Raw genomic sequence first — 16,389 nt, forward strand, 5'->3', positions numbered from 1 at the left:
CGGCGAGGGGGGATAACCCCACCTTCTGGACGGAAGCTCCCCGGATTCACTCCCGCGCTCCCGCGAGGCACGCTGTCCCCATGGGAGCCGACATGACCGCCGTGGCGACACGGACGCGGGTGCCGTTCGAGCCTCGGGGCCCGTGGGCCGTGCTGACCGACCCGGCGACGTGGCGGGCCGTGCCGTACTGCCTGCTGAGCCCCGTGGCCGGGCTGGGCTGGTTCGCGGTGCTGACGCTGGCGGTGCCGCTGTCGCTCGGCCTGGTGTTCCTGTGGATCGGCATTCCGCTGCTGGTGGCCACCATCTGGATCTGGCGCGGCGCGGCCACCCTGGAGCGGCGCCTGTTACGCGTCGCGCTGGGCGTGCGCATCGTGCCGCCGTACCGGTCCCGGCCCGGCAAGGGCATCGCCGCGCATCTGAGCTGGCTGCTCGGCGACCCGGCGACCTGGAGGGACCTCGGATACCTGCTGCTGCTGTGCCCGCTCAGCCTGGTCGAGTGCGTGATCTCCGTCTCGCTGTGGTCGGCGACGCTGTACATGCTGGCGGCCCCGCTCCTGTTCACGGAATACGCGACCCTGACCTACGCCCTCGGGCTCGTGGTCGACTCCTGGCCGGAGGCCGTGCTCGCCTCCGCCGCCGGGCTGGGCATGCTCGTCGTCACCGCGTACGCCGTGCGCGGCATGGCGTGGCTGCACGGCACGCTGGCCGTCGTCCTGCTCGGCGGGAGCGAGGAGGAGCGGCTACGGGCCAGCAGGGCGAGGGGCGTCGACGCGGCCGAGACCGAGCGGCGCCGCATCGAGCGCGACCTGCACGACGGCGCCCAGCAGCGGCTGTTGTCCGTGGCGGTCGACCTGGGCCGCGCCCGGACGAAGCTCGACACCGACCCGGAGGAGGCGCGGGCGCTCATCGAGCAGGCGCACGCGGGCACCAAGGCCGCCATCCAGGAGCTGCGCGACCTCGCCCGCGGCATCCACCCGGCGATCCTCAGCGACCGGGGGCTCGACGCTGCCCTGTCGGCGCTGGCCGCCCGCGCCCCGATCCGCGTGGACGTGTCGGTCGAGGTGGAGGAGCGGCCGCCGGCGGCGGTGGAGAGCATCGCGTACTTCATCGTGGCCGAGGCGCTGGCGAACCTGGCCAAGCACTCCGCGGCCACCGAGGCGAGCGTGCGGGTGGCCAGGGACGGCGGGGGAGTGACGGTGGACGTGTGGGACGACGGGATCGGTGGAGCGGCCGTCCACCCCGGCGGCGGGCTGGCCGGCCTGGCCGACCGGGCGGCCACCATCGACGGCGTCCTGGTGCTGCACAGCCCCGTCGGCGGTCCGACGATCGTGCGCGCGGAGCTGCCCTGCGCGTGGTAGTCATGAGGTCATGCGCGTGGTGATCGCCGAGGACTCCGTGCTCCTGCGCGAGGGGCTCGCGCGCCTGCTGGCCGACGGCGGCGTGGAGACGGTGGAGAGCGTGTCCGAGGGCGACGCCCTCGTGGAGGCGGTCGAGCGGCACGACCCCGACCTCGCCATCGTCGACGTCCGGATGCCGCCCACGCACACCGACGAGGGGCTGCGGGCCGCCCTGCGCGTGCGTGAGGCGCGGCCCGGCTTCCCGATCCTGGTGCTGTCGCAGTACGTCGAGGAGCGCTACGCCGGCGAGCTGATCGGCCCGGCGGTCGGCTACCTGCTGAAGGAGCGGATCGCCGACGTGGCCGAGTTCCTGGCGGCGGTGAGACAGGTGGCCGCGGGCGGCACGGTCATCGACCCCGAGGTGGTCATGCAACTCCTCAGCCGCCAGCGCCGGGGCGCCCCGCTCGACTCGCTGTCGCCGCGTGAGCGTGAGGTGCTGGCGCTGATGGCCGAGGGCCGTTCCAACACCGCGATCGCCTCGCGGCTGGTGGTCACGGAGGGCGCGGTGGAGAAGCACATCTCCGGCATCTTCACCAAGCTGGCCCTCGGGCCGGCGCCCGAGGACCATCGGCGGGTGCTCGCCGTGCTCACCTACCTGGGCCGTTAGAACGTCCCCGGAGCCGGCGCGTCAGGGCCTGACGTCGACGAACTCCTGCGGTGACAGGGAGCTGCGGGTCCTGGCCGTGCCCGGCGCCTTGACGCGGAAGTAGCCGTCCTTCCTGGCCGTGTACGTCCTGACGTACCTGCCGGAGGAGTTGCTCCGCGCGAAGCCCAGCAGCTTGTACGACTTGGTGCCCTTGGCCTTGAAGTAGACCTCCAGCTTCTTGCCCGGGTACGCCGCGGAGCCGCGGAAGACCTTGCCCTGGACCTTGACCGGACGTCCCTTGGCCGCCTTGGCCGGGGCGCTGATCGTCACCCTGGTCCTCGTCTTCCCGGACGAGCCCCGTGCCGGGGCCTTCACGGTGAACGATGCGACGCCCTTGAGCGTCTGGCCGCCCCGGGTGGCGTGGACCTCGAGGGTCCATGAGCCGGGCCCGGTGTCGTCGCTGAAGTACGTGACCCCCCGGTAGTAGCCGTCGGAGCCGCGCTCCAGGTCGCCGACATCGAAGGTCTCGGCCGTCTCGTCGTTGACCAGCAGGGCCGACACGGATGCCGCCCCGGTGACGCCCGCTCGGACCGAGACCTTGACGTCCTTGCCCTTGACGAGCTGCACCGGGTTCGGCCGCACGACCGCGTCGGTGATGCCCTGCCGGGCCGCCACGCCGAGCTCGAAGACGTTGTCGCGGGTGGCGCCGTCGCGGGTGACCTTGACGTTCATCCGCCAACTGCCGGCGGGGTCGTCCTTGCCGATGGCGAAGCGGCCGGTCAGCGCGGTCTCCGCCGCGCCGGACGGCCGGAAGTCGAAGCCCACGGGCCTCCCGGCGCCTCCGGGTGGCGTGATGTCGCCGCTGACGGCGCTGACGGTCCCCGGGTCCCTCAGCTGCAGCGTCACGCTGACCTCGACGTCCTTGTCGAGGGGGATGAACGCGTCGGACGAGGCCGCCCCGGAGAAGTCCGGACCGGCCGTGGCCGCGTTCGCGGCCGAGACGTGCACACCTCCGACGAGAAGCGTTGCCCCCGTAGCGGCCGCGATGAGCAGCCGCATCCCCTTCATCATCTGATCGCAGTCCTTATGGGTGGTAAGTAACGGTTTGTGCGCGGGAGCCTAGTGTGACTCGGGTGACCGCGTCATAAGGTTCGCCATACGGCCCGGGGGAATGCCGCGTGGCCTGGGAGGGTTGAAGCATCTGGCACACTGGTAGCTGACCCGTAGCGGCTCCGGCTCCCGCCGACGCGCTCGGCGCGTGAACAGGCGACCCGGCGGCCGCACCCCGAAAGGACAGCAATGAAGCGCGACATCCACCCTGACTACAACGTCACCCAGGTGACCTGCACCTGCGGCAACACCTTCACGACGCGCAGCACCGCGAAGAACGGCGCCATCCACGCCGACGTGTGCTCCGCCTGCCACCCGTTCTACACGGGCAAGCAGAAGATCCTCGACACCGGCGGCCGGGTGGCCCGCTTCGAGAAGCGCTTCGGCAAGAAGGCCTCGGGCAAGTAGCTTCACCGACGCCGGCCCGGACGCACTCATGGGTGCGCCGGGTCGGCGTTGTTGGTGAACGGCCGGAAAACCAAGCAGAAGGACCCACGGTGAACCTCGACGAGTTGCTCAAGGAGTATTCCGAGCTGGAGCTGCGGCTCGCCGATCCCGCCGTGCACGCCGACCAGCACCAGGCCCGCACTCTCGGCAGGCGTTACTCCCAGCTCACGCCCATCGTCACCACCTACCGCGAGCTGGAGTCGGTCCGCGACGACCTGACCGCCGCCAAGGAGCTGGGCGGCGAGGACGAGGCGTTCGCGGCAGAGGCGGTGGAGCTGGAGGAGCGCATCCCCCAGCTGGAGGAGCGCCTCAAGCACCTGCTGATCCCGCGCGATCCCAACGATGACAAGGACATCATCATGGAGATCAAGGCGGGCGAGGGCGGCGAGGAGTCCGCGCTGTTCGCCGGCGACCTGCTGCGCATGTACCTCCGCTACGCCGAGCGGCTCGGCTGGAAGACCGAGATCATCGACACCCAGCCCTCCGACCTCGGCGGCTACAAGGACGTCACGGTCGGCATCAAGGCCAAGGGCGACGAGGGCGTGTGGTCCCGGCTCAAGTACGAGGGCGGCGTCCACCGCGTGCAGCGGGTGCCCGTCACCGAGTCGCAGGGCCGCATCCACACCAGTGCCGCGGGCGTGCTCGTCTACCCGGAGGCCGAGGAGGTCGACGTCCACGTCGACCCCAACGACCTGCGCATCGACGTCTACCGCTCCAGCGGCCCCGGCGGACAGAGCGTCAACACCACCGACTCCGCGGTCCGCATCACCCACCTGCCCACCGGCGTGGTCGTCTCCTGCCAGAACGAGAAGAGCCAGCTCCAGAACAAGGAGTCGGCGCTGCGCATCCTGCGCGCCCGGCTGCTGGCCATCGCCCAGGAGCAGGCCGACGCGGCCGCGCAGGCCGAGCGCAAGTCGCAGGTCCGCACCGTCGACCGCTCCGAGCGCGTCCGCACCTACAACTTCCCCGAGAACCGCATCTCCGACCACCGCGTCGGCTTCAAGGCGTATAACCTCGACCAGGTCCTCGACGGCGAGCTCAACGCCGTCACCCAGGCACTCATCGACGCCGAGATGGCGGAGAAGCTCGCACAACACTCATGACATTTCTGCTGGACGAGATCGCGCTCGCCACCGCCCGGCTGGCCGAGGCAGGTGTGCCCTCGCCGCGCACCGACGCGGAGGAGATCGCGGCATTCGTTCACGGCGTGCGCAGGAGCGAGCTGCACACGGTCGGGGACGCCGACTTCGACGCCCTGTTCTGGGAGGGCGTCGCCCGCCGCGAGGCCCGTGAGCCGCTGCAGCACATCACCGGGCACGCCTACTTCCGCTACCTGGAGCTCAAGGTCGGGCCCGGGGTGTTCGTGCCGCGGCCCGAGACCGAGGTCATGGCCGGCTGGGCCATCGAGACCCTTCACGCGATGGACGTCGCCGCGCCGCTGGTCGTCGACCTCGGCACCGGCTCCGGCGCCATCGCGCTGTCCATCGCCCAGGAGGTGGCGCTGGCCGAGGTCCACGCGGTCGAGGTCGACCCCGACGCGTACGGCTGGGCCAAGCGCAACATCACCGAGCACGGCCAGGGCCGCGTCCACCTGCACCCGGAGGACCTCGCCGAGGCGCTGCCCGAGCTCAACGGCAAGGTCGACCTGGTCATCTCCAACCCGCCCTACATCCCGCCCGGCGCCATCCCGCGCGACCCCGAGGTGCGCGACTACGACCCCTCGCGGGCGCTCTACGGCACCGGCGACGACGGCCTCGGCGAGGTGCGCGCGGTCGAGCGCACGGCCCGGCGGCTGCTGCGCCCCGGCGGCTGGGTGGCCGTCGAGCACGCCGACGAGCAGGGCAACGCCGTCTACCTGACGTTCCCCGAGGCCAGCGGATGGCGCGACGTGCGCCTGCACCAGGACCTGACCCGCAGGGACCGCTTCGTCACCGCGAGGCTCGGCCAAGACGAGCCCGACTAGCCTGACCAGCCCGACTGACTAGGATGCACGCGTGGGCAGAACCTTTGACTGCACGGACCTCGAACAACGCGCCGAGGGCCTGACCGAGGCCGCCGCCGCCGTCCGCCGCGGCGAGCTGGTGGTGCTTCCGACCGACACCGTCTACGGCATCGGCGCCGACGCGTTCACACCCGCGGCCGTCACCGCGCTGCTGGAGGCCAAGGGCAGGGGCCGCGACATGCCGCCGCCTGTCCTCGTCGGCACCGTCCGCGCCGCCGGCGCGCTCGTCGAGGACCTCGGCCCGTACGGCCAGGACCTCATCGACGCCTTCTGGCCCGGGCCGCTCACGCTCGTCTGCAAGGCCAACCGGGCCCTGTCGTGGGATCTGGGCGACACCAAGGGCACGGTCGCGATCCGCATGCCGCTCCACCCGGTGGCGCTCGACCTGCTCAAGGAGACCGGCCCGATGGCCGTGTCCAGCGCCAACCGGTCGGGCGCGCCCGCCGCCGTCACCGCCGGCGAGGCCGAGGAGCAGCTCGGCGAGTCCGTCGCCGTCTACCTCGACGGCGGCAAGACCACCGACAACACGCCCTCCACCATCCTCGACCTCACCACCGCGGTGCCGCGGCTGCTGCGGCGCGGGGCGATCCCGGTGGAGAAGCTGCGCGGCATCATCGGGTACGTCGCCACCGACGACTGACGTATACCGTCTGCTTATCCCGGCTGCGGTCGCGGTCCGGACATGCCTACGGTGAGTTCCGGAGCGGCCACGACGTCCGGGAGCAGCCCATGGGCAAGTTCGACGGCATGGATCCCGAAGTGGTCCGTGACCTGCTGGCGGAGATCAAGCGCGCGGCCGCCCAGATGCGCGCGACGGAGGGCCGGGTCACCCAGATCATGACCCGCGCCGGTCTGCCCACGCGCGCCGCCCACCGTCCGGCCCAGATCGCGGACGCCGCGGACACCATGGCCAAGGACGTCAGGGTACGGCTCGGGCTGCTGGAGAAACGCGCCGACGAGCCCCGCGACCACAGCCCCTCGGTGGGCGCCGACACCAAGGACGAGACCCCCAAGAAGTCGGACGAGCCGAAGGCGGACGACGGCCGGCCCAGGAAGGGCGAGGACGAGCCGAAGAAGGGCGACGACCCTAAGCCGTCCAAACCGGATGCCATGGACGACGACCCCAAGACCGGCGAGCACCACAAACCAGCCAAGGACGACGCCAAGAAGGGCGACGACCCCAAGCCGTCCAAGCCGGACGCCAAGGACGACGACGGCCGAAGGGTCGACGCCGACACGGGTCGCGACGACGGCACGACGCGGGACGATGGCAGGTCGTGCAAGGACGACAGCCGCACGGGCGACGACACGAGGACCGGCGGTGACACTCGGACCGGCGGTGACACGCGCACAGGTGACGACACCCGTACAGGTGACGACACCGGCACGCGCGACGACACGGGCGTCGGTGACGACTCGGGCACGCGCGACGAGCCCAAGGACGACGACCTGGGCAGCAGGCGTGACCGCGGCGCCGAGTCGGGCGCGGACGCGTCCGACCTCACCCCCGCGGACCCCATCGGCGTCCCCGACCCCAGAGGCGACGGCGCCGACCCCACGACTCCGGCCGATCCCGCGACCCCGGCAACGCCAGCAGATCCGGCCACCCCGGCGGACCCGGCAACCCCTGCCGATCCCGCCTCTCCGGACGACCGCGTGGACACCCCCGCCAAGAATCACCCGGCCGATCTCGACCCCCAGAAGCCACACGTGGTGATCGTCGACGGCGTGAAGGTCCTCCAGATACCCATCGACCCACCCACGGCAGCGCAGATCAGCGACATCCTGGACAACCTGGACAGGGTCCAGCCGATCGAGATGCCCACCCCCTCAGGCGACGCCCAGCCCGCCACACCGACCATCCCCATCGGCACGGCGCCCGCGGACGGCACTCCGATCGGTGGCGCCCACCCGGTCCATCCGATCGGCACGGCGCCCGCGGACGGCACTCCGATCAGTGGCGCCCACCCCGTTCAGCCGATCGACACCACGCCCGGCACCGGCGCCCATCCTGCCCAGCCGATCGACACCACGCCCGGTCACGCGGACGGCACCGGGACGGATCGGACGACCGGCACCACGCCCGGCCAGGTGGACGGAACCGGCACGGGATGCGCGGACACGACGCCGCGCGACATCGACGGCACCTCGCCCGACCGCGAAACGACGCCCGACCGCGACACGACGCCCGACCGCACCTCTCCCGACCAGGACACGACGTCTGGCCGCGACACCGGCGTGGTCCGTGACACCACACCCGGCCGTGACACCACACCCGGTCGTGACACCACACCCGGCCAGGGCGCCCCGGTCGTCATCGACCCGACGGCCCCCGCGTCATCCGGTGGCCCGGGGGCCGCGGCCGCCTCGGTGACGCCGGCGGCGCCACCGAGCCCCGACCAGGCCACCACCGTCCAAGACACCCCTCACGCCATATCCGCCCCGGCCGGCCCCCTCGACCTCGACGAGTTGCGCTCCCTCCTCGACCGGATCGGCGGTGCTCAGCCGCCGGGCATCCCGCTCGACCACATCACCCCCACCCCCGAAGACCCGCACGACCACCCCGAGCACCCCCACGACGGCGGCCCCGGCACCCGATACAGGAGCGCATGATGGCACTCGTCGACCCGCCCGCCCCCCAGCCGATGCGTCCGGGGGAGACCCCGCCCATGACCGGCGGCACCAACCCGCTCGACTCCCAGCCGAGGGCCTGGGAGTTCAATCCCGAGTATCAGCGCCTGGTGACCGCCTGGCAGACCGTCCAGCCGCTCCTGGAGGAGCTCACGAAGGCCCTTGACAAGGCCTACACGCTCGCCAGGAGCCCGCAGACGTGGGACGCGCCCGTCGGCTCCCGGTACGTCGAGGACATCGCCGAGTGGCGTTCCAGGCTCGCCCTGTACCGCCAGGCGGTGCTCACCTCCATCAGCGACGAGGCCGCCGACACGCCGCGCTGGATCCCCAGCTCGGCGGGCGCGCCGCACGCGTTCTCCTGAATCGTCGAACACCTGAACGGGCGGGCCCGGACGACGAGCCGGCCTGACGGCCACCCGCCGACACAGGACACCAGAACCAGAACCCTCTTAGAAAATCGAGCATCCGCCCGTACAGTGGAAAAATGGGTGCTCAGCCCTACTACGGCCCGGACTTCGACCTGCTCCGGAGACAGGACCCGGAGCTGGCCCAGGTCCTGCTGGACGAGCTGGAGCGGCTGCGCGGCGGCCTCCAGCTCATAGCCAGCGAGAACTTCACCTCGCCCGCGGTCCTCGCCGCCCTCGGGTCCACCCTCACCAACAAGTACGCCGAGGGCTACCCCGGCCGGCGCTACTACGGCGGCTGCGAGGTCGTGGACCGGGCCGAGCGGATCGCGACCGAGCGGGCACGGCGGCTGTTCGGCGCCGACCACGCCAACGTCCAGCCTCACTCCGGCGCCTCGGCCAACCTGGCCGCGTACGCGGCGCTGCTCCAGCCGGGCGACACGATGCTGGCGATGGCACTGTCGCACGGCGGCCACCTCACACACGGGTCCAAGGTGAACTTCTCGGGCCGCTGGTTCGACGTGGTCTCGTACGGCGTGCGCCGCGACACGGAGCTGGTCGACTACGACGAGGTCAGGGATCTGGCGCTGCGGCACCAGCCGAAGGTCATCGTGTGCGGGGCGACGTCGTACCCGCGGCTGCTCGACTACGCCGTGTTCCGCGGCATCGCCGACGAGGTGGGCGCGTGGCTGATGGCCGACATCGCGCACCCGGCGGGGTTGATGGCGGCCGGGGTCGTCCCGTCGGCGGTGCCGTACGCGGACGTCGTGACGTTCACCACGCACAAGACGCTGCGCGGGCCGCGCGGCGGCGGCATCCTGTGCACGGAGGAGCTGGCGGCGCGCGTGGACCGGGCGGTGTTCCCGTTCGTGCAGGGCGGGCCGCTGATGCACGCCGTGGCGGCCAAGGCGGTGGCGTTCGGTGAGGCGCTGCGGCCGGAGTTCGCCGCGTACGCGAGGCGCGTCGTCGCCAACGCGCGGGCGCTGTGCGACGCGCTGGCCGCGGCGGACATGCGCCCGGTGTCCGGCGGCACCGACACGCATCTCGCGCTCATCGACCTGCGCGGCCTCGGTGTGTCGGGGGCCGAGGCGGAGCGGCGGTGCGCCGCGGCGGGGATCACGCTGAACCGCAACGCCATCCCGTATGATCCGGAGCCTCCGGCCGTGACCTCGGGCCTGCGCGTCGGCACGCCGTGCGTCACGACCCAGGGCATGGGGCCGGAGGAGCTGAAGGAGGTCGGCACGCTGGTGGCCGAGGCGGTGCGCAATCCCGGGGGCGCCGGGGACGTCCGCGAGCGGGTGACGGCGCTCCTGACCATCCATCGTCCATATCTCAGCGAATATTAAGCCGGTCTGTGTCGATTTCCGGTCACAGGGGCCCGGCGCATCCGCGAAACTAGGACCGTGCGCGAATACCTGTTCATGGCGCTCATAGCGGCTGCGGTGACGTACCTCCTCGTCCCGCTGGTGCGCCGCTTCGCCATCCGCATAGGGGCCGCTCCGGAGATCCGCGAGCGCGACGTGCACACCACGCCGACGCCCCGGCTCGGGGGCCTGGCGATGTACGGCGGCCTGGTGGCGGGGCTGCTGGTGGCCAGCCAGCTCGCCCACACCGGCGAGGCGCTCGGCGAGGCCGACGGCAATCCGGTGATGGCCCTGATCATCGCGGGCGGCCTCATCACGGTCACCGGCTTCCTGGACGACTGGTGGGGGATGGACCCCTTCATCAAGCTGGCCGGCCAGATCGCCGCCGCGGGCGTCCTCGTCTTCTTCGACCTGCGCCTGGTCTACATCCCGCTGCCCAAGGACTGGGGCGGCTCCACCAGCCTCGACTACACGTTGAGCACCATCATCACCATCCTGGTGGTGGTCGTCACGATCAACGCGGTCAACTTCGTCGACGGCCTCGACGGCCTGGCCGCGGGCATCGTCTGCATCGCCGCCATGGCCACCTGGACATACTCGATCTTCCTGTCGCAGAGCATCAGCGGCGACAACATCACCACCACGGCCGGCATCGCGGCCATCCTCATCGGCACCTGCCTCGGCTTCCTGCCGCACAACTTCCATCCGGCCAAGATCTTCATGGGCGACACCGGGGCCATGCTGATCGGCCTGGTGCTCGCCTCCTCGATCGTCACCGTGACCCCGGTCGACCCGTCGGTCATCGAGGGCATCAACCGGTTCGGGGTGCTGCTCCCGCTGCTGGTGCCGGCGGCCGTGCTGGTCCTGCCGCTCATCGACCTGATCACCGCCGTCGTGCGCCGCACGTCCTACGGCATGTCGCCGTTCGCGCCCGACCGCGGCCACCTGCACCACCGGTTGATGGACATCGGCCACTCGCACCGCCGTTCGGTCCTCATCATGTACGCCTGGGCCTTCCTGTTCGCGTTCGGCCTGGTCGCGATGTCGAAGTGGGGTGTGCCGGTCCTCATGTTCCCCGTCGTGATCCTGCTCGCCGTCGGCCTCCTGGTGGTGCTGATGGCGGCGCCGCGCTGGCGCGGCAGGGGCGGAGCGCGCACCCGCGGCGGCGCGCCCTCCGACGACGACGGCCCGCCCACCGGCCCCATGCCGCCGGTCCCGCCGGTGCAGGGCCCGGTGCGCCGTCCGGCCGCCAACCCGGTCGACAATCCGGTGAACACCCAGGCCACGCCGCCCGTCCGGCCGATGGAGGAGCCTCCGCACGGGCGCGCGCAGGCTGTCGGCGAATCGGTCATCCACGCCGTTCCGGGCAGTTCATGATCGCGAACTAGAAACGGCAGGTAAAAGCGGTCTTCCGTGAGCTTGTGATATCTTTCACGAGCAGGGAACCTCCATTGCGTAGGCTCTGGAGGTAGCAAACGCTCGCTTGACAATTTGCCTTATGGAGCACCGATGCAGGCCAACGACGTGCGCGTCCTCAAAAGCGCCGCGCTTCCCACCCTCGGGGCGGGAGCGATCGTCGCGGTCGTGGCCCTCGTGGTCGCCGGCGGCAAAGGGATGTTCGGCGCGGTCGTCGGCGCTCTGCTGGTCGGGGTTTTCTTCAGTATCAGCGTGGTAGCCGTGAGCTATGCCGCAAAGGTCTCCCCCCAGATCATGGCCATCGCCGCGATGGTCAGCTATCTCGTCAAGGTGGTCGCCGTCATGGCGATGCTCTCCGCCTTCGGCGACACCGGCGCGTGGAATCCCAAGGCGTTCGCCTGGTCCGTGGTGGTCTGCACGATCGTCTGGACGGGTTTCGAGGTGCGCGCCTTCATGAAGACCAAGATGCTGTACGTGGACCCCGAGGCCAAGGTCCCCGGGAAGGGCGACTGATGGAGCCGGCAACCGGGCGGGTCCGATATGACTAGTCCTCTCTGCGCCTGCTATCGTCGGGCGCGCGATGAGCGAAAAGGAACGCCGGCCGGAGTCAGACGGTCGCGACTTCGCCGACGCCATGTGGGCGGTCCCCAGCTATCTTCTCGCCGGGATGGCTATCTACGGGGGCATCGGGTGGTTGCTGGACCGCTGGCTCGGCATGTCCGCGTTCTTCCCCATAGGCATCGTCCTTGGGTTGGTGCTCGCCGGCTACGCGGTCTACCGGCGACACAGTCGCTGACTCTGTACGGCGACCGACTCGCCGAGGAAACTCCTGTGATCCATTACGACGTTGAAGGGAACGCCGCGTGAGTGCGCTGACGGTCCTGGCATCACCGGGCGACGAGTTCGGAGCGCCTACGCCTGGCGAGCTGTTCGATCTGCCCCCCATCATTCCCGGGGTCGACTGGTTCACCAAGCCGGTCCTGCTCGCCATCCTCAGCTCGATCCTTGTGATCGGCTTCTGCTGGGCTGCCTTCGCCAGCCCCAAGATCGTACCGAGGGGCGTCCAGAACGTCGCCGAGTACGGCTACATGTTCGTCCGCGACCAGGTCGCGCGGCCCTTCCTGGGCAAGGACGCCGACCGCTGGATGGGCCTGCTGGTCAGCGTGTTCTTCCTGGTGCTGGTCTGGAACCTCATGGGCGTCGTCCCCGTGCTCCAGTTCCCGGTCGCCTCGCACATCGCCTTCCCGGCCGTCCTCGCGATCTCGATCTACGTGCTCAAGGTCTACCTGGGCATGAAGCACCAGGGCGGCATCGGCTACTTCAAGAACATGATGTTCCCGCCGGGTCTGCCCAAGCCGATCTACGTGCTGCTCGCCCCGATCGAGTTCCTGTCGAACATGATCATCGCGCCCTTCACGCACGCGGTGCGACTGTTCGCCAACATGTTCGCCGGTCACATGCTGCTGGCGTTCTTCAGCATGGTGGGCTTCTGGTTCCTGTTCGAGAAGCTGACCCCCCTGGGCGCTCCGGTCGGTGTCGTCGGCGTGGTCATGACGATCATCCTCACCGGCTTCGAGATGTTCATCCAGTTCCTGCAGGCGTTCCTCTTCGCCATGCTGGCCGCGATGTACATCGGCGGCGCGCTGCACGCAGAGCACTGAGAACCACCAACCGGAATATCCATGACCGGTGAGACTCCGCTTCACCGGCCGTCCAGTAAAGGAAAACAGCAATGAGCGTTCTCGCTGAGGTCTCCGGCAACGTCACCGCCATCGGTTACGGTCTCGCCGCCATCGGCCCCGGCATCGGCGTCGGCATCATCTTCGGTCAGGGCGTGCAGGCCATCGCGCGCCAGCCCGAGGCTTACGGCCTGATCCGCCAGAACATGCTCCTTGGCTTCGTCCTCACCGAGGCCCTCGCCCTGATCGGTCTGGTCGCGCCGTTCATCTTCGCGAACATCTAAAGACCAGAAGAATCCCTGACGAAAGGCTGCATCCATGACACTCGCAGCTACGCTCCTCGCGGCGGAGGAGGGCGGCAACCCCCTCATCCCGCATCCCTATGAGCTCGTCGTCGGTATCTTCTCCTTCGCCGTCGTCTTCTTCGTCGTCGGACGGATGCTTGTCCCGCGTATTCAGAAGACGCTGGCCGAGCGCACCGACGCGATCGAAGGCGGCATCAAGAAGGCGGAGGAGGCCCAGGCCGAGGCGCAGGCACTGCAGCAGCAGTACCGCGACCAGCTGGCCGAGGCCAGGCAGGAGGCGGCCCGGCTGCGCGAGGAGGCTCGCGAGCAGGCCGCCCAGATCAAGACGGAGCTCCGTGAGGAGGCGCAGGCCGAGGCCCGCCGCCTCATCGAGGCTGCGCACGCGCAGATCGAGGCCGACCGCCAGCAGGCGTTCGCCCAGCTCCGCGCCGAGATCGGCCGCCTGTCCACCGACCTGGCCGGCCGCATCGTGGGCGAGTCCCTCGAGGACGAGGCCCGGCAGCGTCGCACCGTCGACCGGTTCCTCGACGAGCTCGAGAGCTCCAGCGCGCAGGCGGTGCGCTAATGAGAGGCCTGAGCAGAAGCTCGCTGGCAGAGGTCGAGGAGCGCTTCAACGCGGTCGCCGGCAGCGCCGACCTCGGCGCGCTCTCCGACGAGCTGTTCGCGATCGCCGATCTGCTCGACCGCGAGCACGGCCTGCGCCGCGCCTTGTCCGACCCCTCCAGGTCGGCGGAGATCAAGGCCGGCTCCGTGCGGGCCCTGCTCGCGGGCAAGGTCGGCGAGGCCGCGCTCGCCACCACCGAGGCCGCCGTGTCGGCCAGGTGGTCGCGCGCGAGTGACCTCGCCGACGTCCTCGAACGGCTCGGCGTCGTCGCCGCCGCCGCGGAGGCCGAGAGCCAGGGGACGCTCGACGAGGTGGAGGACGAGCTCTTCCGCTTCGGCCGCGTGGTCGCCGCCAACCCCGCACTGCGCCGCGCGCTCGCCGCCGGCGACGCCCCGGAGGAGGGCAAGCGGCAGCTGCTGAGCGACCTGCTCGGCGGCAAGGCGGCGATGGCGAGCCGGCGCCTCATCACGCAGGTGGCAGTTCACCCGCGAGGACGTAGCCTGGAAGCAGGCTTGGAGGAGTTCGGCCAGCTCGTCGCGCAGCAGCGCCAGCGCTATGTCGCGGTGGTGCGCAGCGCCGTCGAGCTGACCGACGAGCAGAAGCAGCGCCTGGCGACGTGGTTGCGCACCTCCTACGGCCGCGACGTGCACCTGAACGTCGAGGTGGATCCGCGAGTGCTCGGTGGCTTCTCGGTCCGCATCGGCGACGAGATCATCGACACCACCATTGTGGGACGAATCGAAGAAGTCCGCCGCCGGTTGGCCGGCTAGGCGAAGAGGGAGACAGAGTAGAGATGGCGGAGCTTACGATCCGGCCGGACGAGATCCGGGACGCGCTTGAGCGCTTCGTCCAGGCGTACGAACCGGAAGGCGCCGCGCGCGAGGAGATCGGGACCGTCGTCGACTGTGGCGACGGAATCGCCCATGTCTCCGGCCTTCCCTCGGCGATGGCGAACGAACTGCTGGAGTTCGAGGACGGCACGCGCGGTCTGGCCCTGAACCTCGACACCCGTGAGATCGGTGTCGTCATCCTGGGCGACTTCAGCAAGATCGAGGAGGGCCAGACGGTCCGCCGGACGGGCGAGGTCCTGTCCGTGCCGGTCGGCGACGGCTTCCTCGGCCGCGTGGTCGACCCGCTGGGCAACCCGCTCGACGGCAAGGGCGCCATCGAGGCCGAGGGCGTTCGCGCCCTCGAGCTGCAGGCCCCGTCCGTCGTCCAGCGGCAGCCGGTGAAGGAGCCGCTGCAGACCGGCATCAAGGCGATCGACGCCATGACGCCGATCGGCCGCGGCCAGCGCCAGCTCATCATCGGCGACCGCGGCACGGGCAAGACCGCGATCGCCGTGGACACCATCCTCAACCAGCGCGAGAACTGGGCGACCGGCGACCCGACGAAGCAGGTCCGCTGCGTCTACGTCGCGGTCGGCCAGAAGGGCTCGACGATCGCGCAGGTCAAGGCCCGCCTGGAGGAGGCGGGCGCGATGGAGTACACCACCATCGTCGCCTCCCCGGCCTCCGACCCGGCGGGTTACAAGTACCTCGCCCCCTACACCGGCTCGGCCATCGGCCAGCACTGGATGTACCAGGGCAAGCACGTCCTGATCGTCTTCGACGACCTGACCAAGCAGGCCGACGCCTACCGCGCCGTCTCCCTGCTGCTGCGCCGCCCGCCGGGCCGTGAGGCCTTCCCGGGCGACGTGTTCTACCTCCACTCCCGTCTGCTGGAGCGCTGCGCCAAGCTCTCCGCCGACATGGGCGGCGGCTCGATGACCGGTCTGCCGATCATCGAGACGAAGGGCAACGACGTCTCGGCGTTCATCCCGACCAACGTCATCTCCATCACCGACGGTCAGTGCTTCCTTGAGACGGACCTGTTCAACGCCGGTGTCCGCCCCGCCATCAACGTCGGCATCTCGGTCTCCCGAGTCGGTGGCTCGGCGCAGATCAAGGCCATGCGGAAGGTCGCGGGCACGCTGAAGCTGTCGCTGTCGCAGTACCGCGACCTGGAGGCGTTCGCCGCGTTCGCCTCCGACCTCGACGCCGCCTCCCGCGCCCAGCTGGACCGCGGTCAGCGGCTGGTCGAGCTGCTCAAGCAGCCGCAGTACTCCCCGTTCCCCGTCGAGAAGCAGGTCGTGTCGGTGTGGTCCGGCACCACCGGTGAGCTCGACGAGGTGCCGGCCGAGGACGTGCGCCGCTTCGAGGCCGAGTTCCTGGACTACCTCCAGAGCTCGCGCAAGGGCGTCTTCGACGCCATCCGCGAGACCAAGGAGCTGTCGGACGACACGGTGACCGCTCTGAAGGACGCCATCACGGAGTTCAAGAAGGGCTTCACCACCTCCTCCGGTGAGCTGCTGGTCAAGGACGAGCCGGTGACGCCGCTCGGCGCCCACGAGGTCGGCCAGGAGAAGATCCAGAAGGTCGTCCGCCCGGCGGAGAAGAAGTAGG

Annotated in this window: 18 protein-coding genes; 17 read left to right on the forward strand and 1 reads right to left on the reverse strand. The window is 70.4% G+C overall.

Going from position 1 to position 16,389, the window contains the following annotated elements; translation table 11 throughout:
- Nucleotides 1–80 precede the first annotated feature (80 nt).
- Together MTP10_RS17740 and MTP10_RS17745 are read left to right on the forward strand one after the other, a co-directional pair.
- Complete coding sequence (locus MTP10_RS17740; protein ID WP_310710572.1) at nt 81–1,358, forward strand: sensor domain-containing protein; 1,278 nt, start codon at nt 81–83, stop codon at nt 1,356–1,358.
- A 10-nt stretch (nt 1,359–1,368) separates the two neighbouring features.
- Entirely contained in the window at nt 1,369–2,004 is a 636-nt protein-coding gene (locus MTP10_RS17745; protein ID WP_310710573.1) for a response regulator transcription factor, read from the forward strand.
- A gap of 21 nt (nt 2,005–2,025) precedes the next feature.
- On the opposite strand, the gene MTP10_RS17750 is transcribed toward MTP10_RS17745, so the two are convergent.
- Nucleotides 2,026–3,054 (reverse strand): hypothetical protein, encoded by a 1,029-nt coding sequence (locus MTP10_RS17750; RefSeq protein ID WP_310710574.1) that lies wholly within the window; start codon nt 3,052–3,054, stop codon nt 2,026–2,028.
- Nucleotides 3,055–3,282: 228 nt separating this feature from the next.
- Here MTP10_RS17750 and rpmE point away from each other — a divergent pair, with 228 nt between their 5' ends.
- The 15 genes from rpmE (at nt 3,283) to atpA (ending at nt 16,388) form a co-directional block, all read left to right on the forward strand.
- The gene (gene rpmE / locus MTP10_RS17755; protein WP_310710575.1) at nt 3,283–3,501 is read left to right on the forward strand and encodes a 50S ribosomal protein L31; all 219 of its coding nucleotides are present in this window, start codon (nt 3,283–3,285) and stop codon (nt 3,499–3,501) included.
- Nucleotides 3,502–3,590: 89 nt separating this feature from the next.
- Nucleotides 3,591–4,643 (forward strand): peptide chain release factor 1, encoded by a 1,053-nt coding sequence (prfA, locus tag MTP10_RS17760; RefSeq protein WP_310710576.1) that lies wholly within the window; start codon nt 3,591–3,593, stop codon nt 4,641–4,643.
- Entirely contained in the window at nt 4,640–5,503 is an 864-nt protein-coding gene (prmC, locus tag MTP10_RS17765; protein WP_310710577.1) for a peptide chain release factor N(5)-glutamine methyltransferase, read from the forward strand. The genes prfA and prmC overlap by 4 nt, the downstream gene beginning before the upstream one ends.
- A 31-nt stretch (nt 5,504–5,534) precedes the next feature.
- Nucleotides 5,535–6,182, forward strand: a complete 648-nt coding sequence (locus MTP10_RS17770; protein WP_310710578.1) for an L-threonylcarbamoyladenylate synthase — start codon at nt 5,535–5,537, stop codon at nt 6,180–6,182.
- A gap of 89 nt (nt 6,183–6,271) precedes the next feature.
- Nucleotides 6,272–8,155 carry a hypothetical protein gene (locus MTP10_RS17775; RefSeq protein ID WP_310710579.1) on the forward strand — a complete coding sequence of 628 codons (1,884 nt, stop codon included), beginning with the start codon at nt 6,272–6,274 and terminating at the stop codon, nt 8,153–8,155.
- Entirely contained in the window at nt 8,152–8,535 is a 384-nt protein-coding gene (locus MTP10_RS17780) for a hypothetical protein (RefSeq protein ID WP_310710580.1), read from the forward strand. The genes MTP10_RS17775 and MTP10_RS17780 overlap by 4 nt, the downstream gene beginning before the upstream one ends.
- A 122-nt stretch (nt 8,536–8,657) precedes the next feature.
- The gene (gene glyA, locus MTP10_RS17785) at nt 8,658–9,923 is read left to right on the forward strand and encodes a serine hydroxymethyltransferase (protein ID WP_310710581.1); all 1,266 of its coding nucleotides are present in this window, start codon (nt 8,658–8,660) and stop codon (nt 9,921–9,923) included.
- Nucleotides 9,924–9,980: 57 nt separating this feature from the next.
- Complete coding sequence (locus tag MTP10_RS17790) at nt 9,981–11,318, forward strand: MraY family glycosyltransferase (RefSeq protein ID WP_310710582.1); 1,338 nt, start codon at nt 9,981–9,983, stop codon at nt 11,316–11,318.
- A 132-nt stretch (nt 11,319–11,450) separates the two neighbouring features.
- Complete coding sequence (locus tag MTP10_RS17795; RefSeq protein ID WP_310710583.1) at nt 11,451–11,870, forward strand: hypothetical protein; 420 nt, start codon at nt 11,451–11,453, stop codon at nt 11,868–11,870.
- A 67-nt stretch (nt 11,871–11,937) separates the two neighbouring features.
- Nucleotides 11,938–12,153 carry an AtpZ/AtpI family protein gene (locus MTP10_RS17800; protein ID WP_310710584.1) on the forward strand — a complete coding sequence of 72 codons (216 nt, stop codon included), beginning with the start codon at nt 11,938–11,940 and terminating at the stop codon, nt 12,151–12,153.
- Between the two features lie 67 nt (nt 12,154–12,220).
- Nucleotides 12,221–13,018, forward strand: a complete 798-nt coding sequence (gene atpB / locus MTP10_RS17805) for a F0F1 ATP synthase subunit A (RefSeq protein WP_310710585.1) — start codon at nt 12,221–12,223, stop codon at nt 13,016–13,018.
- A gap of 71 nt (nt 13,019–13,089) precedes the next feature.
- Complete coding sequence (gene atpE / locus MTP10_RS17810) at nt 13,090–13,320, forward strand: ATP synthase F0 subunit C (RefSeq protein ID WP_189126107.1); 231 nt, start codon at nt 13,090–13,092, stop codon at nt 13,318–13,320.
- A gap of 34 nt (nt 13,321–13,354) precedes the next feature.
- On the forward strand, nt 13,355–13,906 hold the full coding sequence (locus MTP10_RS17815) for a F0F1 ATP synthase subunit B (protein WP_310710586.1): 552 nt from the start codon (nt 13,355–13,357) through the stop codon (nt 13,904–13,906).
- Nucleotides 13,906–14,715, forward strand: coding sequence for a F0F1 ATP synthase subunit delta (locus tag MTP10_RS17820; protein ID WP_310710587.1), 810 nt, complete (start codon nt 13,906–13,908; stop codon nt 14,713–14,715). The genes MTP10_RS17815 and MTP10_RS17820 overlap by 1 nt, the downstream gene beginning before the upstream one ends.
- Before the next feature lie 23 nt (nt 14,716–14,738).
- On the forward strand, nt 14,739–16,388 hold the full coding sequence (gene atpA, locus MTP10_RS17825; protein ID WP_310710588.1) for a F0F1 ATP synthase subunit alpha: 1,650 nt from the start codon (nt 14,739–14,741) through the stop codon (nt 16,386–16,388).
- Nucleotide 16,389: the final 1 nt, after the last annotated feature.

It is taken from the genome of Nonomuraea sp. 3-1Str, assembly GCF_031570565.1.
Taxonomy (GTDB): Bacteria; Actinomycetota; Actinomycetes; order Streptosporangiales; family Streptosporangiaceae; genus Nonomuraea.